The following is a 25,886-nucleotide window of genomic DNA, read 5'->3' as shown; positions in this document are numbered from 1 at the left end:
CCCAAAACGGTTCGGATTACAAAAGGGCCGTCACTGCTTGCGCGGCGCTTCCAGGCTCTTGAGCAGCAGCGCGAGCAATGCATCGATTCGCGCCGGGGCACCCGGCTCGTTCCATTCTTCGGCGTGCGCAGGATGGTGGAAGCGGCTGGTGGCGTCGAAAATGGCGCGTGCCGTCGCCTTGACGTCGGCCACCTGAAAGACACCATGCTTCACGCCATCGGACAGGATCATGGCAATCTGATCGACCAGGCAGTCCTTGTGGCAGTTCACGGCCTTGCAGGCCTCGCGCGCCAGCGTCAGGTAGGTCGCAAACATCTCGGGGTCGTCGCCGAGCCGCTTGTGCTTGATCGAAAACATCGTGCGCAGCCACTTATCGAGCCGCGCCGGCGCCGGGCCGGAGCTTTCAGCGATCTTCAGGAGCGGCGCGCTGAGACGGTCGAGCCAGCGCTTGGCCACCGCCTCGCGTAATGAGGCCTTGCTGGGGAAATGGCGGTAGACGCTGCCGTGGCTGACGTCGAGCGCACGGGCAACATCCACCACCGTTGCTTTGGCCAGCCCGTAGCGGCGCAAAACGTCTTCGGTGACCTCCAGGATCCGTTCGGGGGTCAAAACCACGACTTCGTTCATGCGCACACCTGCGAAACAACGGGACGGGCGGTCATTCTAATCCCCCTTGCAATCCGCTTTTAACCCCTTTTGGCGGGTTAATGTTTCACCGGTTCCAGCCGCTCGGCCTGGGCAGCCAGATGACGGGCGACGCTCTGGTTGAGCCAGCGCTGGATTTGGGCGGTCAGATGAATGAGATGGGCAGTCATGGCGTAGTCCTTTGCAAGTACCCGGGGCTCAGAGCCAACGAGCCGGGTGACGCCCAGTATCAGCGTCGGCAATGGATATAGCATGTCTCGCTGACAGATTTCAATATCTGTCATTCAATAACCCGTGATCGATCGGCCTTCTGAGTCCCGCCGCTTCCCGCCTTAAACTTACTGCTCGTCCTTGGGTGGCATCCGCGGCGGGAGCAGCGGCGTAAACGACACGCCGTCGCCGTCGCGGGGTGCTGCGGCCAATCCCGCGCCCGTGGAGGGGTCGCCTCCCGACGTATCGATGATCGCCGTGGGCATGATGTACTCCCTGACAGCCTCGAGCAGGCTGCCCCCGCCATCGCCAAAATCGGCAGCGCGGCCGCCCTGCGGTCGCCCGGCGGCGATCTCACTGGTCGCCTTGTCGGTCTTTTGCGCGAGCTTGTCGCTATAGGGAACGCGGAACGCCCGGGGGACGCCGCTCGGCCGATTGCCGTCGTCGAGCGCTTCGACCCAGAGATAGATCGAGCCCGGATCGCCCTCCAGCGAGTGCGGCTCCACGATGCGCGCCTGCAACAGCTTGAAACTTGCGGGCAGCCTGTCGACGCTGGCCCACCCCAAAAGGCCGCGCACGCCCATGAAGCTCGCAATGTAGAACGCGCTCGTCACCACCACGGCGACTGCCTTGGCCGACCAGGGCAAGCGCGCATAGACGAGGACAATCAGCAAGAGCGCGCCGATCAGCGCGTAACTGAGAGCGAGCGTGAGGACGACCGATTGCAGGTTACTCACGGCGCGGCATCCTGACGCCGGTTTTCGGATCGAGATCCGCGCCATTGGCCCGGACGTTGCGGAACGTCTCCATCAGCGACTTCTGCCGCTGCTGGACATCGACCACCTTGCCTTCGGCATCCAGCCAGAAACGTAGCGCGGTTCTTTCCTCGCCGGTGTGATCCAGCGTCAGCTTGTTGTCGAAGATCACCTGCGCGGTCGGATTGAGTTTTTGGACTTTCACGCTCACCGCCACGGGCTTCCCGGTCGTTGCCTGAAAATGCGAGACGTTGACGGTGTATTCGCCGGCCACGATGCCGCGCACAGTGACGATCTCTTCCCGGATCGGCGACGCAATCTTCTTGCCGTTGACGACGATGAAATTGTTGGCGCCGCCGCGGTCGTCGCGATCGAGCGTGAGGAAGCCGGCTTCGCGATGGCGATACCAGGCGATGTTGCCGGCAGGATCCTGCACGAACAGGTCGAGATCGTCAGGATGGTTGTCCGGCCAGTCCATCGTGATGATGAACTCGGCCTTGGAATCGATCTTGCCGTCCTTCGCGTCCGGCGAAACCGCGAGCAGCGCCAGGAAGAACAGGAACGCAATCACCTGAAGCGCCTTGAACAGCATCACGCCGAGCGGATCGAAGGCCTCCTCGCGGGGATAGAGACCGAAATCGTCCATCATGCCGGCGTTCCAAGATGGCGTTCCAGGGCCGGGGTGACGTGCGTCTCGGTCAGCATCACGGCATCGGAAAACACCCGCTGGGTCGCGGCATCCAGCATGTAGTACTGGATCTTCACGAGGATGGAGCCGATCAGGCCGGCCAACGTCGTGTACATGGCCACCGCCATGCCGTCGCTCATCAAGCCCATCGATGATTTCATTGCGGCCTTGTCGGCCGCGTCGAGCGTGGCAATCGGCGCCAGCATGATGATGAAGCCGATGATGGTGCCGAGCAGCCCGAGCTTCATCAGCGTGTCGGACACGAACGCGCCAAATCCGTTGGAGCCGCGCAGCCGGTCGGCGAGCGAGCGGAGCAGCAGCGTCTGGTCGATGCGCCCGGCAGCCTGCGCCTTGGCCTTCTGCACCAGGCTGCGAATGTGATCCGTCACCAGCCCACCCGGCAAGGCGCGCGCATCCTCGTCCAGCCCCCTTGCGCCGCCCGGGACCGCCAGGATCGCGCGGCAGCGTCGCGCGATCTCGCCTTCACGCGCAATCGCACGCGTCCGCCAGAAGCAATGGAAGCAAGTGACGATATAGAGGACGGCAATGACGCTCGAAATGTAGGTGCGGTCTGAAATGATCATCAGATGGAGCAACCCGTATCGCCATAAGACGACCACGGCGAAAACCGAAAGCCCGGTGAAAATCATCCATAGCAGGAGTACGCTGCGTTCCGACGTATCCGCGCCGGATGCTGCGGTCTCGGCGCCAGCCGTTGCACTCATGCTGCATGAGCTCCTGTAAACGCGCACCGCGGTCCAAAGGCCGCCTGCGAATAGGCCCTGGCTTTGATAGATCAGCGGTCACGACCGCGTCCAAAGACATATGCCCACGGTTGGTTGGGAAATTTTCCCGAATTAGAACTCGCTGCATTGGCACGGGTTGGCGGTGCTGTTACGCTTATCCGCACATTCGGGAGTGATCGCATGCGCCTCGTGCTCCAGCTCGTCGGCCGCCTGTTTGTCGTGGTCATCCTGTGCCTGGGAGCGGCAACCATCTGGGCAACGATCGACGCGCATCGCAGCGTCGATCGTGCCACGGCCGCTTCCGCTGAGCGTGTCTCGGTGGCGCTGGAAGCGCTCTACTGGCGCGAATTGATGTTGCGCAGCAACAGAATGCGCGAGCAACTCCTGCCGGTGCCGGAATGGCGCACCATCGAAACGATGGGGCTGATCTCGCCGGGCATCTGCATCCGGCTCGAGCCGGCGGGCGCGTTCGAGAAGCCGCTCTGCGGACAGAACAAGGGGATCGGCCAATCTCCGCCGCGCTGGTTCGCGGCCACCGTGCAGACACTGCTTGGGGATCACGCCGCGGTCGTCCAGCCGATCAGCACCCGCGCGGCCAACGCAGGCAGCGTCTCGGCCGCTGCCGATCCAAGTGCCGCCATCGCACTCGCCTGGCAGCACATCCTCGACAACATCCACGTCGCCCTGCTGATGGCCGTTGCAATCGCGCTGCTTGCCTCGCTCGCGATTGCGCACACGCTTGCGCCGGCGCAGCAGATCGTCGCCGCGCTGCAGCGGATGGCGCGCGGACAATACAGCACGTCGCTGCCTCGCTTCCGATCGATGGAACTTGCCATGATCGGACAGGCCGTCGGCGATCTCGGCGGCCGTCTCGCGCAGTCCATGGAGGAACGCGCCGCGCTGACCCGGCGCCTGCTCGAAATCCGCAGCGACGAGCGGCGGGCGCTTGCCCGTGAACTGCATGACGAATTCGGACAGAACCTGACGGCGATCCTCGCTTTCGCCAACACGATCGAAGCAACCAGCGCGCAGGAAAAAGACAAGAGCGAGGTTGCGCAGGACGCGCGGATGATCTCGCAAGCCACCCACCGCATCATGGCGTGTCTGCGCGATACATTGAACCGCTTGCGCCATCCGCCCGCCGAGGAACTCGGGCTCGAGGCCTGCCTCGTCGATCTCGTCGATAGCTGGCGCTCGCGGAACGCCGCACAGCCGATGATCCAGCTCGATCTCAAGGGCGACCTCGCCGACGTCCGCGGCGCCGTCGCCGCGACCGCCTATCGGGTCGCCCAGGAGTGCCTGACCAATTCCTTGCGGCACAGTTCGGCGCGGGTGATCGTGCTGCGGATCGAGCGGCGCACCGGCGCCGAAAACGCGCTGCTGGTTCACGTCGAGGACGACGGCGGCGGCGATGCGGCCAAATTGGCCCGCTCTCCCGGCTTCGGCCTGACCGGCATTCGCGAGAGGGTCACAGCGCTCGGCGGCTCGCTATCGATCGCGGATGCGACCCGCGGGGTCAGCGTGGCCGCCACGATCCCGCTTGCAGCCTGATGACCGCGTCGCAGACCAAAGGCGTTTCGATCCTGCTCGTCGACGACCATCCCGTAGTCCGGCAAGGCTACCGGCGCGTGCTGGAGCATCAGGATGATTTCCAGGTGGTAGCCGAAGCCGACAACGCCGCCGACGCCTATCGCGCGTTCAAGGCGCACGCTCCTGACGTCGTGGTCATGGACATATCGATGCCGGGCGCCAGCGGGCTCGAGGCGATCAGGAACATTCGCGCCCGCTCCTCCGACACCCGCATTCTCGTCTTCAGCATGCACTGCGAGGCGGCGCAGGTGAAAGCCGCCTTCAATGCCGGCGCGAACGGCTATGTCACGAAGGGCTCCGACCCATCAGCGCTGATCCGGGCGATCCGTTCGCTTGTCCGCGGCGAACAGGCGATGAGCGATGACATCGCGCGCGTGCTGGCGCTCGAAAGCCTCTCCCCCTCGGGATCGGTGCTCGATCAACTGGGCGAGCGCGAAATCGAGATCCTCAGGCAATTGGCTGCCGGCGCCACCACCGAGCAGATCGCCTCGAATCTCAATATCAGCATGAAGACCGTGCAGAACTACCACTATCTGATCAAGACCAAGACCGGCATGCGGACGGACGCGCAGCTTGTCCGCCTGGCCGTGGAATGCGGGCTGGCCAGCCTATAGGGACGGCGGGGCGCCCCGTCGCCGAACGGGTTTCTGCCCTGCCGGAGCTCTCGGTTTTCCCGTCTCTGCGGCCCTGTATGGGTGGCCTCTCCTGACACGATTTGCTAAGCCGTGGCGTAAAAAACAAATCGGCCGGGGATAGCCTTCCGCCCCGCCCTGCTCGTCCGGAGTTTTCGATGATCCCCCGCTACACCCGCCCCGAAATGGCTTCCATTTGGGAGCCGCAGACCCGCTTCAAGATCTGGTTTGAGATCGAGGCGCATGCGGCTGATGCGCAGGCGGAATTGGGCGTGATCCCGAAGGAAGCGGCGAAGGCGATCTGGGCCAAGGCCAGGGATGCGACCTTCGACGTGGCGCGGATCGACGAGATCGAGCGCGAGACCAAGCACGACGTCATCGCCTTCCTGACCCATCTGGCCGAAATCGTCGGCCCCGAGGCGCGTTTCGTCCACCAGGGCATGACCTCCTCCGACGTACTCGACACCTGCCTCAACGTGCAACTCACCCGCGCCGCGGACCTCTTGATATCAGACCTCGACAAGGTTCTGGCCGCGCTGAAGAAGCGCGCCTTCGAGCACAAGATGACGCCGACCATCGGCCGCTCGCATGGCATCCACGCCGAGCCGGTGACGTTCGGGCTCAAGCTTGCCTATGCCTATGCGGAATTCTCCCGCGCCCGCGAGCGCCTCGTCGCCGCCCGCAAGGAAGTCGCGACCTGCGCGATTTCGGGCGCCGTTGGCACTTTCGCCCAGATCGACCCACGCGTGGAAGAACATGTCGCCAAGGCGATGGGGCTGGTGCCGGAGCCGATCTCGACCCAGGTAATCCCCCGCGACCGCCATGCGATGTATTTTGCGACGCTTGGTGTGATCGCCTCCTCCGTCGAGCGGCTGTCGATGGAAATCCGCCATCTGCAGCGCACCGAGGTACTGGAAGCCGAAGAGTTCTTCTCCGAGGGCCAGAAGGGCTCGTCGGCGATGCCGCACAAGCGCAACCCGGTGCTGTCGGAAAATCTGACCGGCCTGTCGCGCATGGTGCGCGCCTATGCGATGCCGGCGATGGAAAATGTCGCCCTCTGGCACGAGCGCGACATCTCGCACTCCTCGGCCGAACGTATGATCGGGCCTGATGCCACCGTGACGCTCGACTTCGCGTTGATGCGGCTTGCCGGGCTGATCGAGAAGCTCCTGATCTATCCCGCCAACATGCAGAAGAACCTCGATCGCCTCGGTGGTCTCGTGCATTCGCAGCGGCTTCTGATCGCGCTGACGCAGAAGGGCGCCAGCCGCGAGGACGCCTACAAATACGTCCAGCGAAACGCCATGCCGGTCTGGCGCGGCGAAGGCGACTTCCAGACGCTGCTGAAAAAAGACGCCGACGTGAAAAAGCATCTGAGCGATGCCGAAATCGAGGAGCAGTTCGACCTCGGCTATCACTTCAAGCACGTCGATACGATTTTCAGGCGCGTGTTCGGCGAGAGCTGACACGCACGCCATCCGAACGCCTGACGGTCATCTCTCGGTCTGCAGCAAACCGACCGCTAGATGTCGGAAAGCCTCGACAGCCTTTGCAAAGACGGCGTGCGGATCGTCGGCTGCGGCAATCCAGAGCGAGGCGTTGAGCGCCGCTCCGTTGATGAGCCGCGCGGCAGCTTCCGCATCCATCGGCTTCACCGTTCCTTCGTCGATAAGCGCCTGGATCGATTGCATCGTCGTGCGAAGACACGCAGTCTGGTTGGGCCATAGCGATGGATCGCCGAGCACGGCCGGCCCGTCCAGCAGCATGATGCGCTGAATCTCCGGCTCCAGCGCCATCTCGATATAGGCGACGCCCACGGCGAGAAAGCCGAGCCACCGGGTCTCCGCCCGATCTTGTACAGCGCGCATTCGCGCCATCATTTCCGCGTCGATCTGGTCGATCACGGCCTGCAGCAGACCCTTCTTATCGCCAAAGTTGTGATAGAGCGCGCCGCGCGTCAGGCCGGCCTCGGCGGTCAAATCGTCCATCGACGCCGCCGCATAGCCTTTGGTCGCGAACGCCTTCCGGGCGGCCCGGATTAGCTTGGCCCGGGTTTCCTCCACCATTTGTGCGCGTCGCTTCGCGGCCACCGCCATTCCCCGCAAAAGACATACGCCCCGTATGCTAGTTGACATACGCGGCGTATGTAATTTATAGAAACATACGGAGCGTATGTCAAACACCGCCCGACAATGGAATGCAAAGAGCCGGAACCGTGGAGGTCTGGCCTGCCTTTGAACAAGGAAGTGACGTTATGGCCAAACGCGATGCAATCTTTCCTGCTGGCAGGCAGGCGCTCTACGAGATCAACCGTTATTCGGCGGCGATCCGCTCGGGCGGCTTTCTGTTCGTCTCGGGCCAGGTCGGCAGCCGCGATGACGGGTCGCCGGAGCCGGTCTTCGAAAAACAGGTCCAACTTGCCTTCGACAATCTCTCGGCCGTGCTGAAGTCTGCCGGTTGCACGTTCGACGACGTCGTTGACGTGACCACGTTCCACACCGACCCGGCCACGCAATGGGAGGCGGTCAACGCAGTTCGCTTGAAGGAGATCGGTGAGCCGCCCTATCCGAACTGGACCGCGGTGGGCGTTAACTGGCTGGCGGGCTTCGATTTTGAGATCAAGGTCATCGCGCGAATTCCTCAGTCCACCTGATCGATTGGCGGCGAGCGTCGAAGGTGCCTGGTCTCTTGCACTGGAGTTAAAGCCGATGCTGACCAAGCTGCCGCTGACCCCGCTCGACCACGCGTTGATCGCCGCCCAGAGACAGCGGACGGACGGCCGTCCGTCGTCTCCTGGACACTCCCATCGCAGTTCGGTCGAACTTTGCCCGTGGGTGCCCTGGGTAGCCGAACCAGCAGTTTCCCGGCCTTGCCAAGCCGAATTAGATGGTTCCAAATTGCCACAACCGCCGCCGACAAGCTCCGTGACCCCCGCCGGCATCCTCGAAGCAACCTAACGGTAACCGCAGATCGGCTAAGGTCGCAGCGTGTCATCCCCGCCGAAAATCCTCGTCTTCGACTCCGGCCTTGGCGGCCTCACGGTCCTGCGCGAGATCGTCCGCACCCGGCCCGACGCGCACTACGTCTATGTCGCCGACGACGCGTTCTTTCCCTACGGCCATCATAGCGAGGAGCAGATCATCGCCCGCGTGGTGCCGTTGGTCGGCGAGTTGATCGCCCGGCACGCCCCTGCCCTGGTGGTGATTGCCTGCAACACCGCCTCCACGCTCGTGATGTCGCATCTGCGCAGCACCTATAGCGTGCCGTTCGTCGGCACCGTGCCCGCGATCAAGCCGGCCTGCGCCAGCTCGAAGACCAAATGCGTGTCGGTGCTCGGCACCAAGGGCACCGTCAAGCGCGAATACACCAAGCGGCTGATCGATGATTTCGCGCAAGGTTGCGAAGTGACGCTGGTGGGATCGGCCGAGCTCGCTTCCCTTGCCGAATCCGCGCTCAGCGGCAACGACGTGCGCGACGAGGATATTGCGGCCGAGCTTGCCCCCTGCTTTGTCGGAAACGGTGAGCATCGCACCGACACCGTCGTGCTGGCCTGCACCCACTATCCGCTGTTGCTCGACCGCCTGACCCAACTCGCGCCGTGGCCGGTTGACTGGATCGATCCAGCCCCCGCGATCGCCCGGCGCGTGTCCGAACTGCTGGGGTCGCTAGGCCGGAAAAGCGACGAGGCTGGGGCCGAGATGATATTCACGTCCAGGCGGTCGCATACGCTGAGCCAGGCCCTGATGCCGTTTTTCGGCGGCCGCGTGCCGGCGTAACGTCGGCTGTGGTGTGTATTCAAAAAGCAGTGGACTGAAAAACTTAATAAAAAGGTCAGTTTGGCGGTTAGAGCATGATGATCTTTGGTTAGATCGATTTGGCCGCAGACGCACTTCACCTCTCCCGCTTGCGGGGGTCGAGACGAGCAAAGCTCGCTCTTAGGTCGGCGCGAAGCGCCAGGTGGGGGTTCTCTCCACTCGGGCAGTGTCGCCCGCGGAGACATCCCCACCCATAGCCGATGCTCCGCATCGGCCTTCTACTAAAGAACGGCGGACATGGGCCGCCTATGCCTCCCCCGCAAGCGGGAGAGGGAGCGCGCACCTTCTTCGTGGTCGCAATCAAATCCAATTTCATCATGCTCTAGTCATGGCGCGGCACGGCTGCGTGCAGAACCGTGCCGGCTCTCGTACGCCGAATGAAATTTTTATGTCGTTCCAAGGCCGGCCTTGGCGCATTGCTCGTCCTGGTCGCCGGTGACGCCACTCACTCCCACGCCGCCAGTGACTTTGCCGTCGACCATGATCGGCACTCCGCCAGGCGAGGCAAAGACCCCGGGCAGAGTGGCCGTGGCTGTCCCGCCTTTGTTGATCGCCTCCATGAAAACGCGGGTCGGGCGCCGATAGGTCGCCGCGGACCTCGCCTTACCGATGGCGATGTCCATGCTGGCCGTCTGCGTGTTGTCCATGCGTTCGAAGTACACCAGGAAGCCGTGATTATCGACCACCGCGACGGCCACGTTCCATCCGTTCTTCTGGCATTCGGCGAGGACGCCGGTTGCGATCTTCTTAGCACCCGCGGCATTGACCGCTGTGCCGTAGTCAGGGCGCTTGTCCTGCGCGGATGCGCCAACGGTAAGGGCGGCGAGTGCAGCGGCGACTAGGATTGTCCTCATCTTCGACTCCTCCCTAGGTTTTATTGTGCAGGGGATCATACCGGGGCGGATGAAAACGTCGATGTCCAATGATGTCGCAAAGCCCTATGGTTCGCTGCCAGCCAAGCGCCCGAGCTATCAGGCCGAGGCCGAAGATGACCTTCACTTCCCAGCGGCCGCATACGCCGAGCCAGGCGCTGATGCCGTTTGTCGGCGGCCGCGTGCCGGCGTAAACTGCCGGGCATTGATCAACCCGCTCAGGGCTTCTGAAGATCTCGCACGCCAGCGAAGGTAAGCGGGAGTTCGCCGCCCCTGCGCATCAGGCTGAGCTTGCGACCCCAATTGAGCGTCGGCACTTCGACAAGCAGGTGCAAGACCGCCGCGAGGCCGATCGAAAGCAAAATGCTGGCTATGATGACGCCGGCCGGAGAAATCTGCCACAGCTCGGGGAAGTTCGCGATCCATTTGATCAGCAGATAATGTGAGATGTAGAGCGAATAGGAGATGCTGCCGAACCATTGCAGGATGCGCGAAAAGCAAGTGCCGTGGAGTTCGGCCGAGACCACGGTATAGATGAGGAGTGCCGCACCAAGACCATAGGTCGGCACACGTGCCAATTGAGGATTGCTCGATCCGTGGACGAAGATCCAGTACCAGCCCGCAGCGAATAAGGCTGCGGAGATAGCCGTGCTGTATGGCAAAACAGGCAGCGTTCCCTTCATCCGGACAAGATAAGCGATAAAGACACCGGCGCCGAATTCCAGAATTAGGGGATGCGAATAGATCCCGAGAGGCAGCTTAAAAACGACCGCGACCACCGCAACGCCGAGGCCTACGAACAAGAGCTCGAAAAGGCGGTGCGGTGCAATGGCAAGTATCACCGCAACAACAGCGTAGAAGTGCATTTCAAATGCGATCGACCAGGCGGGTGGGATATACCAGTTCGGATAGTCCCACGCGAAGAGGTGGCCGAGGTCCAGCGCAGCGCGATCTCCCGGGCCAGGTGCGATCCAGTAGGAACTGACAAACGCCCCCAGCAATACAAGCCAATACATCGGATAGATTCGAATGGCCCTTCTGAAAGCGAAATTCAGCGCGTCTGTTTGCGACGCGGCCGTGGTCGCAATGATGAACCCGGAAATGACGAAGAAGATGTCGACGCCGCTCGCCAGGATCGTGTGCGCCGCTTCGGCGGCATTTTGCGTCGCCGGATCAGAGCGAGCGATCACCGCGTGTCCGCAGACGACAGCCAGCGCCGCGACGCCGCGCATGGCTTGCACACCATAGAATGTCCGCATAACGCCCCGGCACGCTCATTTTTGTGAACGCAATTTTTGCGGGTAAGCTATTAACATATGGTTGTGCGGTTGACGCATGTCCGTATCGCCATGCGTGGCGGGCTGAATGTCGATGCGCAAAAAGCAGGTGGCTCGATGGCCCACGAATTGATCCATATGATGCCGGGTGCCGAATTTTGAATCGATCAATTAGGGAGCTTCCACTTGACCTCCGCAAAGCCAGCGCCGCTCAACCGTCTCCGCCAATCGTGGCGGGAGGCACGCCCGACCTTCGGCGCGATCGCGACCATTCCCTCGATCCAGACCGTGCAGATCATGGCGCGTTCGGGAATCGACTTTATCATCGTCGATCTCGAGCACGGCCCGATCGATCTCGGCTCGGCGCATGCGATGATTACGGCCACCTCAGGCACGCCGTGCGTGCCGATGGTGCGGATTGCCGCCAACGAGCCCTGGCTGGCGAAAGCGCCGATGGACATCGGCGCGCTCGGCATCAACTTCCCGATGATCTGCAGCCGCGCGGATGCCGAAAAAGCCGTGCGCAGCGTGCGCTATCCGCCGAACGGCGATCGGCTGTGGGGCCCATTTCACGCGCCGTTCCGCTGGGGCGTCTCGATGGCGGATTACATGGCGACCGCGGATGACGACATGATCTGCATGGTCACCATCGAGCATGTCGAGGCGGTCGAGCGCATTGATGAGATCATGGCGACGCCCGGCATCGATGTCGCCGTGATCGGCCCCGGCGATCTCGCCACCTCCATCAACAAGCGCGGCCTGCCGGATGATCCCGAGGTGGTGGCGCTGATGAAGCGTGCCGAGGAAGGCATCCTTAGGAGTGGCGTACCAATCGGCGGCGTCGCGCGCACGGCCGAGCAAGCCAACAAGATGATCGACCGCGGCTACGTCGCGCTGGCGCTCGGCTTCGACTGGTCGCTGTTCCAGCGCGGTATCGCGGCAAGCTTTGAAGGGATCAAGCGATAGGTGCCGAGACGGCAGCAAGTCCTTCAAAGTCTTCGGGTTTACGGGGGGTCCCTCGGGGCCGCGGCGCCGGCCAACCGGGGCAATCCGGATGCGAACCTCATGGCGTCAAAACGCCTTGTTCGTGCTAGATGAGGTGCTGGCAGGTTACTGAGCGGCCTGCCGGCTTTCTGATTGCCTATTGCGGAAACCCGGGCGGAGCGATGCGCGGAACGGTTCGAAAAATCACACTGCCGCGCCGGCTGGTCGCTGACCTCATGCACGCGTCGCTTGGCGTGCCGTTTGTCTCGCTCTCGCGCCCCCTTAACATACGCACCATGCAGGAAGCCCGCGCGCAGGCCGTCCCGCGGCCGGGCTGGGCTGCGATTTTCGTCAAGGCGTTCGCGCTGGTGGCCAAGGAAGAGCCGATCCTGCGCACCCTCTACGTCAAATGGCCGATGCCGGCCTTCTACGAGCTGCCGCGCAGCGTCGCGATGGTGGCGATCGCCCGGATCGAGGACGGCCAGGATTGCGTGCTGCCGCAAAAGGTCGCCGCGCCCGACGAAATGCCGCTTGCCGAGGTCGACGCCCTGATCAGGCACGCCAAGGTGGCGCCGATCGACGAGGTGCCGGCGTTCCGGAAGATCCTGCGAACCACGCGGCTGCCGCTGCCGCTGCGGCGGCTGTTCTGGGCGGTCGGGCTAAATTTCGGCCGCCAGCGGGCCAATTATTTCGGCAGTTTTGGGGTCACCTCCGTGGCCGCCTATGGCGCGGGCCAGCTCCATGCCATCAGCCCCGGGCCCTTTATCCTGAGCTATGGGGTGGAAAAGCCCGATCAGACCATCGATGTCGTCTTGCGCTGGGATCACCGGATTACCGATGCCGCCCCGATGGCCCGGGCGTTGAACCGGCTGGAACAGGTACTGAACGGCGAAATATCAGCCGAATTGCGGGCCAATCGGCAGCAAACCGAGCCCAAACCGGTCCGGGCGGTCGCGACCTGACGGCCTCCAGGCCGTCATTCCGGGATGGTCCGCAGGACCAGACCCGGAATCTCGAGATTCTCAGGTGCGCAATGCGCACCATAGTTCGATGCTTTGCATCGGCCCGGAATGACATCCATTTCATTGACAGAACGGCGGTTTCTCCCTAAGAACCCGCTTGCTCGCGGGCCGGTTTCGGCCCGCGATGCGTTTCGCGACCCGTGGTCCTCCCCGAGCTTTCGAGGCGGACCTGTCGGCCCCGGCAAGTGCCGGTGCACAGGAGGGCGCGTTTCCTCAACACTCAAACCCTATACAGAGGACGCGATGACAAAGCGCAGTGAGGCGAAATACAAGATCGATCGCCGTATGGGCCAGAACATCTGGGGCCGCCCGAAGAGCCCCGTGAACCGCCGGGAATACGGCCCCGGCCAGCACGGCCAGCGCCGCAAGGGCAAGCTGTCCGACTTCGGCGTCCAGCTCCGCGCCAAGCAGAAGCTTAAAGGTTACTACGCAAATATTTCCGAGCGCCAGTTCCACGGCATCTATGTCGAGGCCGGCCGGATGAAGGGCGACACCGGTGAGAACCTGATCGGCCTCTTGGAGCGCCGTCTCGACACCGTGGTCTATCGCGCCAAGTTCGTCGCGACGATGTTCGCAGCGCGCCAGTTCATCAACCACGGCCACATCAAGGTGAACGGCCGCCGCGTCAACATTCCGAGCTACAAGCTCAAGCCGGGCGACGTCGTCGAGGTCAAGGAATCCTCTAAGCAGCTCACCCCGATTCTGGAAGCAAGCCAGCTCGGCGAGCGCGACGTGCCCGACTTCATCGAGGCCGATCACTCCAAGATGACGGCGAAGTTCACCCGCATCCCGGCGCTGTCGGACGTGCCGTTCGCAGTGCAGATGGAGCCGCACCTGATCGTCGAATTCTATTCGCGCTGATCGGAGTACGGCTCGGAGATATCAAAGGCCCCGGTTTTGCCGGGGCCTTTTTGTATGCGAGTATGGCGTCGTCTCAACGCCGAGCCTCGCCGCGGGCTTAAATCAATTCGGGTCAACATGCGCTTGCGCGACTGCCATAACTTTCATGATTTCCGCAGGCTGGCCCGGCGACGGCTGCCCGGTCCTATCTTCGATTACATCGATGGCGCGGCTGACGACGAGGTGACCCATCGCCGGAACACCGCAAGTTTCGAGCACTGTGACCTGGTACCCAACATCCTGCGCGGCGTCGAAAATATCGATCTGTCGGTGACGGTCCTAGGCCAGAAGCTGGCGATGCCGATCTATTGCTCTCCGACCGCACTGCAACGTCTATTCCACCATACCGGCGAACGCGCTGTCGCCGCCGCTGCGGCGAAGTACGGCACGATGTTCGGCGTATCCTCGCTCGGCACCGTAAGCCTCGAGGAACTGCGCCAGGCGCACGACACGCCGCAGGTCTATCAGTTCTACTATCACCGGGATCGCAGCCTCAACCGCACGATGATGCAACGCGCAAAAGAAGCCGGCGTCCAGGTCATGATGCTCACCGTGGACAGCATCACAGGCGGCAACCGCGAGCGGGACAAGCGCACCGGCTTTTCGATTCCATTTCGGCTGACGCTTGCCGGGATGTACCAGTTCGGGATCAAGCCGGCCTGGGGCATCAATTATCTCACGCATGAGCGGTTCAAGCTTCCGCAACTGGACCAGCACGTCGACATGGGCAGTGGCGCGCTGTCGATCTCTAAATATTTTACCGAGATGCTGGACCCTTCGATGAACTGGGACGATGTGGCTGAAATGGTCCGGCTATGGGACGGGCAATTCTGCCTGAAGGGCGTCATGTCGGTGGCAGACGCCAGGCGCGCCGTCGAGATCGGTTGCACCGGCATCGTGCTGTCCAATCATGGCGGCCGGCAGTTGGACGGTTCACGCGCGCCATTCGATCAATTGGCCGAAATCGTCGATGCTGTCGGCGATCGAATTGACGTGATCATGGACGGCGGAATTCAGCGGGGCACCCATGTCTTGAAGGCATTGTCGCTTGGAGCCAAGGCCGTAGGCGTTGGACGCTATTATCTCTATCCTCTCGCGGCGGCCGGCCAGGCCGGCGTCGAGCGGGCTCTCGACCTGATGCGGTCGGAACTCGAGCGGGGAATGAAGCTGATGGGATGCACTGCGATCAATCAGCTCTCTCGCGAAAATCTGCGGTTCAGATAATTTCTGTCCCGCCATCAAGTTGAAAAGAGACGAGAAACTGCCATGCACTACACCCCTGCCCCGCGCGATCCTAAGGCCGATCCGATCCGCATCAACCTGTTGTCGGATACGCAGACGCGACCGACGCCCGCGATGCGGGAGGCGATGGCGCGGGCGGAAGTCGGCGACGAGCAGATCGGCGACGATCCGACCGTGAATTTGCTTTGCGAGCGCGTGGCTGAGCTGCTCGGCAAGGAAGCCGCCGTGTTCATGCCCTCCGGCACCATGTGCAACGTCGCGGCCACCCTCGCCCATTGCCGGCCGGGCGATGAAATTCTGGCCCATGCCACCGCCCATATCATCGCCCGCGAAGGCGGCGCGCATGCAGCGCTGGGCGGATTCCAGATCACGCCGCTGCCGGGCGAGGACGGACAATTCACGCCGGAAACATTCCGCGCTGCGCTGCACCCGCGCTCGCGTTATCAGCCGCCGCAGGCCGTCGTCAGCGTCGAGCAAACCGCCAATATCGGCGGTGGCACGATTTGGAAGAAGGCGGCGCTGGACAAAATCGTGGAGATCGCCAAGGCGAACAGGCTCATCACCCATATGGATGGCGCGCGGCTGTTGAACGCTTGCGTCGCCACCAAAATATCGGCGCGCGACATGGCCGCAGGATGGGATTCCGCCTGGATCGATTTCTCAAAAGGCCTTGGTGCGCCGATCGGCGGCGTGATCGCGGGGTCGCGCGCCTTCATCGACGATGTCTGGCGCTGGAAGCAGCGCCTCGGCGGATCGATGCGGCAGGCCGGCATTTGCGCCGCGGCCTGCGTCTACGCGCTCGACCATCACGTCGACCGCCTCGCCGACGATCACGCCAATGCGCGTGCGCTGGCGCGAGGGCTGTCGCAGATCAACGGCATCGAGGTGCAAGAGCCTGAGACCAACCTGGTGTTCTTCAAGCCTGATAGAGCGGGCGTCGCGGGCGACAAGATGATCGAGGCCTTGCGCAAGCGCGGCGTGCTGCTCGCGATGATGGACGGCCGCATTCGCGCCTGCACGCATCTCGACGTTAGCGCTGCGATGGTCGAGGAGACGGTCGGGCTGGTGCGCGAGATCGTCCGCGGCGCGTGAGAGGCGTCAGCCCGAGCCGTGAACTCAGGCCACGGCAGGCGTGCGCGCCCGCCACAGCGCGCTGCCGAGCAGCAGATACACTGCGCCGGTCCACATCGCCTGCCAGTTCTGGAAGCCTTCGTTAAAGACGATATAGATCGCAGCCAGCGCGAACAGCCCGGCAAACACGGCTTCGGCAAGCGGCCGCTCGCCGGATTTCGAACCCTTGAGAAACGCCAATGTCCAGAACGGCACCACGGCCATGGTCAGGGCGGCGAACGGGAAATCGCGCCAGCGCGCGTCGAATACCAGACTGAGCGCGGTCTGCGCGGCAATGAGCGTCGTCACGATCAGCGTCACGCCCAGTATGTTGCTCATGAACAATGGGGTCAGGCCCTTGCGCGGCCCCAACACTTCAAGAAACGCCGGAAGCCCCCGCCCCGACATCAGCGCGTAGGTGGCCAGCAGCGGCGCTGTCACTGCAGCCGTCAGCAGAAAACCCTGAACTAGCCAACCGCCGAGCCCGTAGCTTTCCTGGAGCATCTTGTCGATGCTGATGCCCAGCAACATCCCGCCAGCGGTCGCGGATGCGGCGACCGCGGCCCACGATGCCAACGGCGGCAACGCCGGCTGGCGCTTCCGCGTGAACCAGGCAACGGCGAACACACAGAGGCAAAGAAGCAGCCCGCCTGCCATCTGCAGCTTCCAGAACGGGTAGTTGCTGATGGCGACGCCGGCCGGATATTTCAGCTTGCGTTCGGCCCCGTCGAACAGTCCCCAATAGCCACCTACCGTTCCTTCCCAGCGGCGCTTCCACGGCTCGTCATAGGCCTCGAACAGATTGACGCGAAAATTGTCGCGCCTTGCCCGTTCGAGAATCTCGGAAATGAAACGTGCCTGGTTGACGCGGGAAGCCAGCGCGCCGTCGCGCATCCGCCCGTGGCTTGGCCAACCGGTCTCACCGATCAAAATCTCTTTGCCCGGAAAGGCCGCGACGACCTGCTTGCGGACATCATCGACATGCGCGGCCGCATCCTCGGCGCGCGGAGGAACGTCTTCCCAATAGGGCAGGAAATGAGCGGTGACGAAATCGACATCGGCGCCAACTTCACGGTAACGCAGCCAGAATTCCCAGACATCGGCATAGGTCACCGGAATGTCCACGCGCGGCTTGACCGACTGGATCGTTTGGCGAAGGTCGCCGACGGTCATGTCGCCGCGCAGCAGCACTTCGCTGCCAACGATGAGCGCTGCGACCGTGCCGGGATGATCCTTCACCAGCGAGACCGCAATGTCGGCGAGTTGCGCGTTCTTCGCGCGATCACGCCCGATCCAAACGCCGAGCAGAACCTTCAATCCGACCCTGGATGCAAGCTCGGGCACCTTGTCCAGCCCGTTATCGATGGAATAAGTGCGGATGCATTGGGAGACCTTGGCAAGCTCCTTCAGATCCTCCGCGATCTGCTCCGGCTTGACGATAAGCGTCGGGTCATGCGGCGTCTGATCGTTGCGGAACGGCGCGTAGGAAACGCACTCCAGCTTCGATGCATCATCAATCGGCGCGCGCGTCAGCGCTACCGGCGTGGCCAGCCACCACCACACTGCGACAACGATGCCCAGCGATAGAAATAAAAGCGCCAGCGGCGTGCGAAAGCCGATTGGTCCTGCTCCCCTAATAGGACGAATAGACGAGCCTGTTTAGCCGTGCGCGACAGGCATGTCGACCCGCTGGTCCCGCCATGTGTACAATTGCGCGAGAGCACGGAAGCCGTGATATTAAGCTCCTTCAAAAGTGAGCTTTGTTTGCGCAAAATTATCGCGCCTGACGAGTGAAATGATGGCATTCAAGAGATTTTCCCGGCGACAATTTGGCAGACTTGCAGGCTGGTCGGCGTTTGGCATGTCGATGCTGTCAGCCAAGTCCAGCACGGCGCAATCGAATCACGCGACCGGAATACATCAAAAGGCCTTGAGCTTTCCGAACGGTTTTCTGTGGGGCACTGCCACCTCGGCCTATCAGGTCGAGGGCGCTGTCAACGAAGACGGCCGCGGGCCGTCGATCTGGGACCGCTTTGCCCACACGCCCGGCACCATCTCCGATCGCAGCAATGGCGACACCGCGACCGACCATTATCGTCTCTACAAGCAAGACGTCCAACTCATGAAGTCGCTGGGCACAAAAGCCTATCGATTCTCGATCGCATGGCCGCGCGCCTTCCCGAATGGGATAGGGTCGGCAAATCCACAGGGCCTCGATTTCTATCACCGCCTTATCGACGAGTTGTTGGCGAATGGCATCGAACCGTTTGCGACGCTGTATCATTGGGACCTGCCGCAAGCGCTGCAGGATCGCTTCGGCGGCTGGACTTCGCGCGATACCTCAAAGGCTTTCGCGGACTACGCCGCCCATGTCACTGCCCGCTTGAGTGATCGCGTGAAGCATTTCTTCACAATCAACGAATGCTCCAGGCTCGTTCATCTCGGCCACGGCCTCGGTGCCGACGCGCCAGGCCTCAAACTGCCTCAGTCAGGATTGAACCAGGTCCGTCACCACGTTGCGCTGGGACATGGTCTCGCGGTTCAGGCCATCCGCGCCCATGGGCGTGCCGGAACGAAGGTCGGTCCGGCGGAAAATGCCGTGAGCTGCATCCCTGCCATCGAAACATCAGCCAACATCCGCGCCGCCGAGACCGCGACGCGCGAACTCAACGCCGGCTATCTGACCGTGATGCTCGAAGGAAAATATACCGAGGCGTATCTGGCGAGGTCCGGCCAAGACGCACCGAAATTCACCGCCGATGATCTGCGCGTCATTTCATCCCCGATCGATTTCGTTGGGCTGAATGTCTATACACCCGACCATTATGTCGTTGCCGCCGACAACGAGCGCGGCTTCACGCTGGCGCCGTTTCCCACCTCGTTTCCGCACATGAAAGCGAGCTGGCTCAGGCCCGGCCCCGAGGCCATCTACTGGGTTCCGCGTCATGTCGCAAAACTGTGGAACGTGAAGTCGATCTATATCACCGAGAACGGAACGTCAGGAAGCGACCAGCCGGCGCCGGACGGCACCATCTACGACGTCGATCGCATCATGTATCTGCGCAATTATCTCACGCAATTGCAGCGCGCGACATCCGAGGGCGTGCCCGTGCTCGGATACTTCCTATGGAGCCTGATGGATAATTTCGAATGGTCTGATGGCTATGAGCAGCGCTTCGGTATCTACCACGTCGACTTCGATTCCAAGCGTCGTACGCCCAAGCTGAGCGCGTCGTTCTATCGCGAGACGATCGCCAAAAACGCGGTTGCGTAGTCAGCCGATTGTCAATCCTTGCGCAGACCCTTGCCGAGCGCCTCATACATGATCGTCTTCAGCGCCAGTTGAATTCGCCCGCCTTGCGTCGGAGCCTGCACCATGAAGACAACGAGCAAGTCGTCCTGCGGATCGACAAAATAGAAACTTCCGCCTGCGCCATCCCACCGGTATTCGCCGAGCGGCCATGTCGTGTTTGGCGGCGGTGAGGTACGCACGGCAAAGCCAAGACCGAAGCCGCTGGACGGTCCCGGAAAATAAAAGGGATCGTGAATAATCTTGGTTTCCGGACCGATCTGATCCGACGTCATTAGCGCGACTGTTTCGGGCTTCAGGTATCGCCTGCCGTCCAGTTCGCCGCCGTTCAGCAGCATTTGCAGGAATCGGGCATAGTCGGCGGCCGTCGAGACCAGACCCGCGCCACCGGATTCCCACCGCCGCGGCACTGTCGGGTCTCCGATTCCGGCCACTCGAAAACGATCAACGGGAAATGGCTGGGCGATGCGCGGCCATTTCGCTTCATCTGCGACATAGTATGCGGTCTCGGACATGCCGAGCGGATTGAACAGTCTCTGCTTCTCGAATTGAAATAGCGTCTGCCCCGAGACCACCTCGACGACGCGGCCGAGCACGTCGGTCGAGTGGCTGTAGTTCCAACGCGTTGCCGGCTGATCGGCGAGCGGCAGTGTCGCAATGCGGTCAGCGAATTCGGCGTTGTCGAAGTCGCCGGCGTACAATTGCGGATTGGCATAGAGTTTCTGCACGGCGGTTTCGCCGAAGAAACCGTAGGTGATACCCGACGTGTGCCGGAGCAGATCCTTGATCGTGATCGGGCGCTTCAGCGGCTCGAGCTTGAGCGGATACTTTCCGGCTTCATCGGAAAGATCGACACCGACTTTCGCATCCGCAAAGGAGCGAATGTATTTCGACACGGGATCATCGAGGGCCAGCTTGCCATCGTCGACCAGCATCATCGCGGCAACCGAGGTGACGGCCTTTGACATCGAATAGATCTGGAAAATCGTATCCCGTCTCATCGGCTGGCTAGACGCCGGGTCCCGCACGCCAAAACATTCGAAATAGACCGGCTTGCCGTGCTGCTGGATCAGAAGCACCGCGCCGGGAATCTTGCCGGTCGTGACCTCGTTGCGAACGTGGTCTCCAATCCGGTCAAGGGCCGCGCGCGAAAAAGTTGGCGCGGCCGGCGCTTTCGGCTCAGCCCGCGCCTCCTGCGGTTGGCCGCCGACCAGGGAAACCACAAGCGCCGCCACAGCAAGGCAACGCCCGATAGCGCCGTCAGTTCTCCAGCGCTTCATAGACCAACTGCTTCAGCGTCCGCTGGATGCGCTGGCGTTCCGTCGGCGTCTGCTCGAGCAGCACGAAGAACATGTCCTGCTTGCGGTCGACCACGAAATAGCAGCCGCTGGCGCCATCCCATTTCAATTCGCCCAGGGAGCCCGGCGGCGGCGGCTTGGCTTTACCGGGATCGGTGCGCACGGCAAGTCCGAGCCCAAAGCCGAAGCCGTCCCCGGGGAAGTAGAAATAATCCCGATCGACCCCCGACCCGGGACCGATATGGTCCGTCGTCATCAGCTTGAACGTCTCCGGCTTCAGATAGGTCTTGCCCTCGAACGTGCCGCCGTTGAGCAGCATCTGCGTAAAGCGCCGGTAGTCCGCCATGGTCGAGTACATGCCGCCGCTGGCAAACTCCATTTTCTTGACGTTGGTCGGATTGGTGTCGCGGCCGACACGGAAATTGCTGTCGTTCGGCACCGGCAGCGCGATCCGCTTCTGCTTCTCCGGATCGGTGATGTAGAAGCCGGTGTCGACCATGCCAAGCGGGTCGAGCAGCCTTTCGCGCATGATCGTGAACAGGGATTTTCCGGACGCGACTTCCATCACCCGCGCCAGCACGTCGGTGGAATGGCCGTATTGCCAGAGCGCGCCCGGCTGATTGTGTAGCGGCAGTTTGGCGATCCGCTCGGCGAATCCGGCCAGATCGAAGTCTCCGTCATAGATATTGGCGGCCGCATAGGCCTTGCGGACCAGGGTGTCGCCGTAGAAGCCATAGGTGATCCCCGACGTATGCAGCATCAGGTCGCGGACGGTCATCGGCCGGCTCAGTGGCACCAGCTCGAGCGTCTTGGTGCCATCCTCGGCCTTCTTCTCGACACCGACCTTCACATTCGCGAAGGACGGAATGTACTTTGAGACGGGATCGTCGAGCTTGATCGTGCCGTCCTCGACCAATTGCATGGCCACGACCGACGTGATCGCTTTCGTCATCGAGAACAGGCGGAAGATGGTCTTGTCGGTGATTGGCTTCTTGGACTCCACGTCCTGAACGCCGAAGGTTTCGTGATAGACCGGCTTACCGTGCTGCTGGATCAGGACGTTCGCACCGGCGATCTTGCCGGTCGCCACCTCGTTTTTGAAGAATTCGGTGATCTTCGCAAGCTTGTCCTTGTTGAAACGCGCGCCAGCGGGAATATCGAATGTGCCTTCGGCGCGGACTTGCGGCGCAACCGCTAGCATCAGCGCGCCGCAGGCAAGCGCGCGCAGCATTTGACGTAAGTTCATGGGAACCCCCCTCCGGAATTCGGAGAGGAGTGTAGCTGCGGCGTCAGTCGGCGCAAGGGCTGCCAAAGGCTGCCAGCGCCTCTTCATGCAACCGAGCGCTGTCGCGGGAGAAGCAGCAGAAGATAACCCTTTTCACGGCAGGCGCCGCGGCCAGCCCATCGACGACCGTTGCGACTGCGATGCCCGCCGCACGGTCGGCAGGGAAGCGATAGACGCCCGTAGAGATCGCGGGAAAGGCCAGAGATGAGAGCGCGTTGGCCTGACAGAGTTCGAGGGAGCGCCGATAGCAGGAAGCGAGCAGCCCGTCCTCCCCATCATTGCCGCCGTGCCAAACCGGCCCGACGGCGTGGATCACATGGCTGGCCGGCAACCGGTATCCTCGGGTGATCTTGGCGTCGCCGGTCGCGCAGCCATTCAGCATACGGCACTCGGCAAGCAGTTCAGGTCCGGCCGCCCGATGGATCGCGCCATCAACGCCGCCCCCGCCGAGCAACGACGAGTTCGCGGCGTTGACGATGGCGTCAACGCGCAGTGTCGTAATGTCGGCGACAATGACTTCCAGCCGCGCCTGGCCGACCTGGCGCGCGATGCCGCTCAGGCGGAAGCCGCCGCGTTGACGGTGACGCCCTTCTCGGCGAAGAGCTGCTGCAATTCACCGGCCTGGAACATCTCGCGGATGATGTCGCAGCCGCCGACGAATTCGCCCTTGACGTAGAGCTGCGGGATGGTCGGCCAGTTCGAATATTCCTTGATGCCGTTGCGAAGCTCGGCGGATTCCAGGACGTTCAGCCCCTTGTAGCCGACGCCGATGTGATCGAGGATCTGGACCACCTGTCCCGAGAAACCGCACTGCGGAAACTGCGGCGTGCCCTTCATGAACAGCACGACGTCGTTCGACTTCACTTCGTTGTCGATGAATTGTTCGATGCTCATATTTGCTTCCTTTTGGGGCTCAGCCCCCTGCGGCGTCGCATAACGGGCCGGCTCGTCCATGTAACCCGGATACTTGCGATATATGTAGCCCAAACCGTTGTGCATCCAAAGCAAAATGGCGAGGAGCTGGCATGCGCGGGGCCGGCTCGCGGCACCCTTGGGCGACCGCCGCTCATAGTCTGACGGCATCAATATCATAGCGGGGCAGGCTTTTTTCCCGCACCGGAACCCCTATCTAGGACGGACCGCCCGTCGGGAACCAGTTTGCCAGCCTAACGTTCTCTCTCCCTCGACCGGAGACACCAGTGACGAAACCAGTATCCGCCGCCGCGTTCGCCACCCCTGCCCCGTCACTTTTCTCGGATTCCGGCACCCTCGCCCAGAATTTGGTGGAGGCCTATCTGGCCGTCCGCGGCGAGACCGAGCGCCGGGCCGCTCCGTTGAGCCCCGAGGACCAGCTCATCCAGTCGATGCCGGACGCGAGCCCGGCCAAATGGCACCGCGCCCATACCACCTGGTTCTTCGAGCAATTCCTGCTCGGTGAGCACTGCGAGGGCTATCAGCCCTTCCACCCTGATTATGCCTTTCTGTTCAATTCCTATTATGTCAGCGCCGGACCGCGGCACGCCCGTCACCAGCGCGGCCATCTGACCCGCCCGAGCGCGGACGAAGTCACCGCCTATCGACGGCATGTCGATGCCGCCGTAGTCAAGTTCTTCCAGACCGCCGGCGAAGCGCGTCTCACAAAACTGCTCCCGCTGGTCGAGGTCGGCCTCAACCACGAGCAGCAGCATCAGGAATTGATGCTGACCGACATCCTGCACGCCTTTGCCCAGAACCCGATCCCGCCGGCCTACGATCCGTCCTGGCGCTTTCCGGCGTCGCACCGTTCGGCAGAGGAGTGGACCACCCTCAACGAGGGCATCCACACCGTAGGCCACGCCGACGACAGCTTCCATTTCGACAATGAAAAGCCCGCGCACCGCGCCCTGGTCGGCCCGGTCGGGCTGGCCCGCAACCTCGTGACCAATGCGGAATGGCTCGCCTTCATGCAGGACGGCGGCTACCGCACCGCCACGCTCTGGCTGATGGACGGCTTTGCCACGGCGACCGGCGAGGGCTGGCAGGCGCCCGGCCACTGGCGCCAGATCGACGGCGAATGGCGGATCATGACGCTCGGTGGGTTGCAGCCGATCGACCCGGCCGCCCCGGTCTGCCACGTCAGCTATTACGAGGCGGATGCGTTTGCGCGCTGGGCCGGCCGCCATCTGCCGACCGAGATGGAGTGGGAGGTCGCCGCCCGCGCCGGCCAGCTCAACGATGCCTTCGGCATCGTCTGGCAGTGGACCCGCAGCTCCTACTCCCCCTACCCCGGCTACCGCGCCATCGAGGGGGCGCTCGGGGAGTACAACGGCAAGTTCATGGTCAACCAGCTGGTGTTGCGCGGCTCCTCGCTTGCAACTCCGGCCGGCCACAGCCGCGTCACCTACCGAAACTTCTTCTACCCGCACCACCGCTGGCAATTCACGGGGTTACGCCTCGCCGATTACGCCTGAGATTTCCGATGAATCTAGCGCGCCGGAAAGCGCGTTCAGGAGAGTATCATGAATGTGCATGCCGCCGCTTTGGCCCACACGCTCCCGTTCGACGAACAGACCTCCGCGTTTGCCGGCGACGTGATCGGCGACCTCTCGCAATTCCCCAAGCGCCTGTCGCCGAAATATTTTTACGACGCCACGGGCTCCGAGCTATTCGAGCAGATCACGGTGCTGCCGGAATATTACCCCACCCGCACCGAGCTCGGCATCCTGCGCAGCCGCGGCGATGAAATCGCCGCACTCATTCCGAAAGGCGCGGCCCTGGTCGAGTTCGGCGCCGGCGCGACCACCAAGGTCCGTCTGCTATTGGAGCGCTGCGATTTCTCCGCCTATGTCCCGGTCGATATCTCAGGCGATTTCCTGAACGCGCAGGCCAGCGGCCTGCGCAAGGATTTTCCCGATCTCGGCGTTTATCCGGTTGCCGCCGATTTCACCGCGCCGTTCGAGTTGCCGGCCGAAATCGCCGACATGCCCAAGGTCGGTTTTTTTCCCGGATCGACGCTCGGCAATTTCGAGCCGCACGAAGCGCGCGCCTTCCTGCGCAGCGCGCGCGATATTTTGGGTAAGAGCGCACAGATGATCATCGGCGTCGACCTCGAGAAGAACGAGCGGGTGCTCTATGACGCCTATAACGACGCCGCCGGCGTCACCGCGCGATTCAATCTCAACGTTCTTGTCCGTATCAACCGCGAACTCGGCGGCAATTTCGACGTCTCCGCCTTCATGCACCGCTCGGTCTATAATCGCGAGCGCCATCGCATCGAGATGCACTTGATTTCCAAGAAGGCGCAGAGCGTGCGCATCTTGGGACGGAATTTTTCATTCCGTCCCGGCGAAAGCATCCATACCGAATCGAGCTACAAATACAGCTTCGACCGCTTCACCAAGTTGGCGCGCGAGTCGGGTTGGTCGGTGCGGGAATCCTGGACTGATCGCGACCAGATGTTCTCCGTTCACGCGCTGGTGGCGTCGGACTAAGGATTGCGGGCTTTGCAGCTCACGTCTTGCAGACG

26 protein-coding genes are annotated in these 25,886 nt (G+C 62.4%); 13 read left to right on the top strand and 13 right to left on the bottom strand.

Going from position 1 to position 25,886, the window contains the following annotated elements:
- Positions 1–30 precede the first annotated feature (30 nt).
- From RX328_RS20005 to RX328_RS19985, 5 genes are all read right to left on the bottom strand, one after another.
- Positions 31–627 carry a TetR family transcriptional regulator gene (locus RX328_RS20005; RefSeq protein ID WP_213245928.1) on the bottom strand — a complete coding sequence of 199 codons (597 nt, stop codon included), beginning with the start codon at positions 625–627 and terminating at the stop codon, positions 31–33.
- A 77-nt stretch (positions 628–704) separates the two neighbouring features.
- Positions 705–929 carry a hypothetical protein gene (locus tag RX328_RS20000; protein WP_213245930.1) on the bottom strand — a complete coding sequence of 75 codons (225 nt, stop codon included), beginning with the start codon at positions 927–929 and terminating at the stop codon, positions 705–707.
- A gap of 54 nt (positions 930–983) precedes the next feature.
- The gene (locus tag RX328_RS19995) at positions 984–1,592 is read right to left on the bottom strand and encodes a hypothetical protein (RefSeq protein WP_213245932.1); all 609 of its coding nucleotides are present in this window, start codon (positions 1,590–1,592) and stop codon (positions 984–986) included.
- Entirely contained in the window at positions 1,585–2,259 is a 675-nt protein-coding gene (locus tag RX328_RS19990) for a hypothetical protein (protein WP_213245934.1), read from the bottom strand. The genes RX328_RS19995 and RX328_RS19990 overlap by 8 nt, the downstream gene beginning before the upstream one ends.
- Complete coding sequence (locus RX328_RS19985) at positions 2,256–3,023, bottom strand: MotA/TolQ/ExbB proton channel family protein (RefSeq protein ID WP_213245937.1); 768 nt, start codon at positions 3,021–3,023, stop codon at positions 2,256–2,258. Before RX328_RS19985 ends, RX328_RS19990 begins: the two co-directional genes overlap by 4 nt.
- Positions 3,024–3,224: 201 nt before the next feature.
- Between RX328_RS19985 and RX328_RS19980 the strand changes: the two genes are divergently transcribed.
- The 3 genes from RX328_RS19980 (at position 3,225) to purB (ending at position 6,732) form a co-directional block, all read left to right on the top strand.
- Positions 3,225–4,595 carry a histidine kinase gene (locus RX328_RS19980; protein ID WP_213245939.1) on the top strand — a complete coding sequence of 457 codons (1,371 nt, stop codon included), beginning with the start codon at positions 3,225–3,227 and terminating at the stop codon, positions 4,593–4,595.
- The gene (locus RX328_RS19975; RefSeq protein WP_213245941.1) at positions 4,595–5,248 is read left to right on the top strand and encodes a response regulator transcription factor; all 654 of its coding nucleotides are present in this window, start codon (positions 4,595–4,597) and stop codon (positions 5,246–5,248) included. Before RX328_RS19980 ends, RX328_RS19975 begins: the two co-directional genes overlap by 1 nt.
- Positions 5,249–5,424: 176 nt before the next feature.
- Complete coding sequence (gene purB, locus RX328_RS19970) at positions 5,425–6,732, top strand: adenylosuccinate lyase (RefSeq protein ID WP_213245943.1); 1,308 nt, start codon at positions 5,425–5,427, stop codon at positions 6,730–6,732.
- 27 nt (positions 6,733–6,759) lie between these two features.
- Here the strand turns inward: purB and RX328_RS19965 are convergent, their stop codons facing one another.
- On the bottom strand, positions 6,760–7,356 hold the full coding sequence (locus tag RX328_RS19965) for a TetR/AcrR family transcriptional regulator (protein ID WP_312017920.1): 597 nt from the start codon (positions 7,354–7,356) through the stop codon (positions 6,760–6,762).
- Positions 7,357–7,520: 164 nt separating this feature from the next.
- On the opposite strand from RX328_RS19965, the gene RX328_RS19960 reads away from it, so the two are divergent.
- Positions 7,521–7,919 (top strand): RidA family protein, encoded by a 399-nt coding sequence (locus RX328_RS19960; protein WP_213245945.1) that lies wholly within the window; start codon positions 7,521–7,523, stop codon positions 7,917–7,919.
- A gap of 334 nt (positions 7,920–8,253) precedes the next feature.
- Positions 8,254–9,042 carry a glutamate racemase gene (gene murI, locus RX328_RS19955; protein ID WP_213245947.1) on the top strand — a complete coding sequence of 263 codons (789 nt, stop codon included), beginning with the start codon at positions 8,254–8,256 and terminating at the stop codon, positions 9,040–9,042.
- 425 nt (positions 9,043–9,467) lie between these two features.
- On the opposite strand, the gene RX328_RS19950 is transcribed toward murI, so the two are convergent.
- Entirely contained in the window at positions 9,468–9,935 is a 468-nt protein-coding gene (locus tag RX328_RS19950) for a GlcG/HbpS family heme-binding protein (protein ID WP_213245949.1), read from the bottom strand.
- A 236-nt stretch (positions 9,936–10,171) separates the two neighbouring features.
- Positions 10,172–11,185 carry an acyltransferase family protein gene (locus tag RX328_RS19945; RefSeq protein WP_213245951.1) on the bottom strand — a complete coding sequence of 338 codons (1,014 nt, stop codon included), beginning with the start codon at positions 11,183–11,185 and terminating at the stop codon, positions 10,172–10,174.
- 231 nt (positions 11,186–11,416) lie between these two features.
- Between RX328_RS19945 and RX328_RS19940 the strand changes: the two genes are divergently transcribed.
- The 5 genes from RX328_RS19940 to RX328_RS19920 all read left to right on the top strand — a co-directional run bounded on the left by RX328_RS19940 (position 11,417) and on the right by RX328_RS19920 (position 16,470).
- Entirely contained in the window at positions 11,417–12,196 is a 780-nt protein-coding gene (locus RX328_RS19940; RefSeq protein ID WP_213245953.1) for an HpcH/HpaI aldolase family protein, read from the top strand.
- Between the two features lie 200 nt (positions 12,197–12,396).
- The gene (locus RX328_RS19935; RefSeq protein ID WP_213245955.1) at positions 12,397–13,176 is read left to right on the top strand and encodes an acyltransferase; all 780 of its coding nucleotides are present in this window, start codon (positions 12,397–12,399) and stop codon (positions 13,174–13,176) included.
- A gap of 303 nt (positions 13,177–13,479) precedes the next feature.
- Entirely contained in the window at positions 13,480–14,097 is a 618-nt protein-coding gene (gene rpsD / locus RX328_RS19930; RefSeq protein ID WP_213245957.1) for a 30S ribosomal protein S4, read from the top strand.
- A 117-nt stretch (positions 14,098–14,214) separates the two neighbouring features.
- Entirely contained in the window at positions 14,215–15,360 is a 1,146-nt protein-coding gene (locus RX328_RS19925; RefSeq protein WP_213245959.1) for an alpha-hydroxy acid oxidase, read from the top strand.
- Positions 15,361–15,402: 42 nt separating this feature from the next.
- Positions 15,403–16,470, top strand: coding sequence for a threonine aldolase family protein (locus RX328_RS19920; protein WP_213245961.1), 1,068 nt, complete (start codon positions 15,403–15,405; stop codon positions 16,468–16,470).
- A 24-nt stretch (positions 16,471–16,494) separates the two neighbouring features.
- Here RX328_RS19920 and RX328_RS19915 read toward each other — a convergent pair whose 3' ends face one another.
- Positions 16,495–18,051 (bottom strand): glycosyl hydrolase family 17 protein, encoded by a 1,557-nt coding sequence (locus RX328_RS19915; protein ID WP_312017921.1) that lies wholly within the window; start codon positions 18,049–18,051, stop codon positions 16,495–16,497.
- A 298-nt stretch (positions 18,052–18,349) separates the two neighbouring features.
- On the opposite strand from RX328_RS19915, the gene RX328_RS19910 reads away from it, so the two are divergent.
- Positions 18,350–19,762 carry a GH1 family beta-glucosidase gene (locus RX328_RS19910; RefSeq protein WP_249725981.1) on the top strand — a complete coding sequence of 471 codons (1,413 nt, stop codon included), beginning with the start codon at positions 18,350–18,352 and terminating at the stop codon, positions 19,760–19,762.
- Between the two features lie 11 nt (positions 19,763–19,773).
- On the opposite strand, the gene RX328_RS19905 is transcribed toward RX328_RS19910, so the two are convergent.
- From RX328_RS19905 to grxD, 4 genes are read right to left on the bottom strand one after another with little or no spacing between them, the layout of a single operon-like run.
- On the bottom strand, positions 19,774–21,078 hold the full coding sequence (locus tag RX328_RS19905; protein ID WP_213245965.1) for a serine hydrolase domain-containing protein: 1,305 nt from the start codon (positions 21,076–21,078) through the stop codon (positions 19,774–19,776).
- Positions 21,059–22,342 carry a serine hydrolase domain-containing protein gene (locus RX328_RS19900; protein ID WP_213245967.1) on the bottom strand — a complete coding sequence of 428 codons (1,284 nt, stop codon included), beginning with the start codon at positions 22,340–22,342 and terminating at the stop codon, positions 21,059–21,061. The genes RX328_RS19905 and RX328_RS19900 overlap by 20 nt, the downstream gene beginning before the upstream one ends.
- A gap of 43 nt (positions 22,343–22,385) precedes the next feature.
- Positions 22,386–22,940, bottom strand: coding sequence for an O-acetyl-ADP-ribose deacetylase (locus RX328_RS19895; RefSeq protein ID WP_213246337.1), 555 nt, complete (start codon positions 22,938–22,940; stop codon positions 22,386–22,388).
- Positions 22,937–23,275, bottom strand: coding sequence for a Grx4 family monothiol glutaredoxin (gene grxD, locus RX328_RS19890; RefSeq protein WP_213245969.1), 339 nt, complete (start codon positions 23,273–23,275; stop codon positions 22,937–22,939). Before grxD ends, RX328_RS19895 begins: the two co-directional genes overlap by 4 nt.
- Before the next feature lie 305 nt (positions 23,276–23,580).
- On the opposite strand from grxD, the gene egtB reads away from it, so the two are divergent.
- Positions 23,581–24,831 carry an ergothioneine biosynthesis protein EgtB gene (gene egtB / locus RX328_RS19885; protein ID WP_213245971.1) on the top strand — a complete coding sequence of 417 codons (1,251 nt, stop codon included), beginning with the start codon at positions 23,581–23,583 and terminating at the stop codon, positions 24,829–24,831.
- Positions 24,832–24,879: 48 nt separating this feature from the next.
- Complete coding sequence (egtD, locus tag RX328_RS19880; protein WP_213245973.1) at positions 24,880–25,851, top strand: L-histidine N(alpha)-methyltransferase; 972 nt, start codon at positions 24,880–24,882, stop codon at positions 25,849–25,851.
- Positions 25,852–25,886: the final 35 nt, after the last annotated feature.

The organism is Bradyrhizobium sp. sBnM-33 (assembly GCF_032917945.1).
Taxonomy (GTDB): Bacteria; Pseudomonadota; Alphaproteobacteria; order Rhizobiales; family Xanthobacteraceae; genus Bradyrhizobium.
Note: the sequence above shows the minus strand (reverse complement) of the source record. Positions and strands in the feature narration are given on the sequence as shown.

What these genes read in the sequence shown, in the direction of transcription:
- RX328_RS19900 (WP_213245967.1), bottom strand. Translation starts at nt 22,342, where the DNA reads ATGAACTTACGTCAAATGCTGCGCGCGCTTGCCTGCGGCGCGCTGATG.
- RX328_RS19985 (WP_213245937.1), bottom strand. Translation starts at nt 3,023, where the DNA reads ATGAGTGCAACGGCTGGCGCCGAGACCGCAGCATCCGGCGCGGATACG.
- RX328_RS19925 (WP_213245959.1), top strand. Translation starts at nt 14,215, where the DNA reads ATGCGCTTGCGCGACTGCCATAACTTTCATGATTTCCGCAGGCTGGCC.
- egtD (WP_213245973.1), top strand. Translation starts at nt 24,880, where the DNA reads ATGAATGTGCATGCCGCCGCTTTGGCCCACACGCTCCCGTTCGACGAA.
- RX328_RS19980 (WP_213245939.1), top strand. Translation starts at nt 3,225, where the DNA reads ATGCGCCTCGTGCTCCAGCTCGTCGGCCGCCTGTTTGTCGTGGTCATC.
- RX328_RS19990 (WP_213245934.1), bottom strand. Translation starts at nt 2,259, where the DNA reads ATGATGGACGATTTCGGTCTCTATCCCCGCGAGGAGGCCTTCGATCCG.
- rpsD (WP_213245957.1), top strand. Translation starts at nt 13,480, where the DNA reads ATGACAAAGCGCAGTGAGGCGAAATACAAGATCGATCGCCGTATGGGC.
- RX328_RS19950 (WP_213245949.1), bottom strand. Translation starts at nt 9,935, where the DNA reads ATGAGGACAATCCTAGTCGCCGCTGCACTCGCCGCCCTTACCGTTGGC.
- purB (WP_213245943.1), top strand. Translation starts at nt 5,425, where the DNA reads ATGATCCCCCGCTACACCCGCCCCGAAATGGCTTCCATTTGGGAGCCG.
- RX328_RS19935 (WP_213245955.1), top strand. Translation starts at nt 12,397, where the DNA reads ATGCGCGGAACGGTTCGAAAAATCACACTGCCGCGCCGGCTGGTCGCT.
- RX328_RS19960 (WP_213245945.1), top strand. Translation starts at nt 7,521, where the DNA reads ATGGCCAAACGCGATGCAATCTTTCCTGCTGGCAGGCAGGCGCTCTAC.
- grxD (WP_213245969.1), bottom strand. Translation starts at nt 23,275, where the DNA reads ATGAGCATCGAACAATTCATCGACAACGAAGTGAAGTCGAACGACGTC.
- RX328_RS19975 (WP_213245941.1), top strand. Translation starts at nt 4,595, where the DNA reads ATGACCGCGTCGCAGACCAAAGGCGTTTCGATCCTGCTCGTCGACGAC.
- RX328_RS20000 (WP_213245930.1), bottom strand. Translation starts at nt 929, where the DNA reads ATGACAGATATTGAAATCTGTCAGCGAGACATGCTATATCCATTGCCG.
- RX328_RS19920 (WP_213245961.1), top strand. Translation starts at nt 15,403, where the DNA reads ATGCACTACACCCCTGCCCCGCGCGATCCTAAGGCCGATCCGATCCGC.
- RX328_RS20005 (WP_213245928.1), bottom strand. Translation starts at nt 627, where the DNA reads ATGAACGAAGTCGTGGTTTTGACCCCCGAACGGATCCTGGAGGTCACC.
- RX328_RS19910 (WP_249725981.1), top strand. Translation starts at nt 18,350, where the DNA reads ATGTCGATGCTGTCAGCCAAGTCCAGCACGGCGCAATCGAATCACGCG.
- RX328_RS19945 (WP_213245951.1), bottom strand. Translation starts at nt 11,185, where the DNA reads ATGCGCGGCGTCGCGGCGCTGGCTGTCGTCTGCGGACACGCGGTGATC.
- RX328_RS19905 (WP_213245965.1), bottom strand. Translation starts at nt 21,078, where the DNA reads ATGAAGCGCTGGAGAACTGACGGCGCTATCGGGCGTTGCCTTGCTGTG.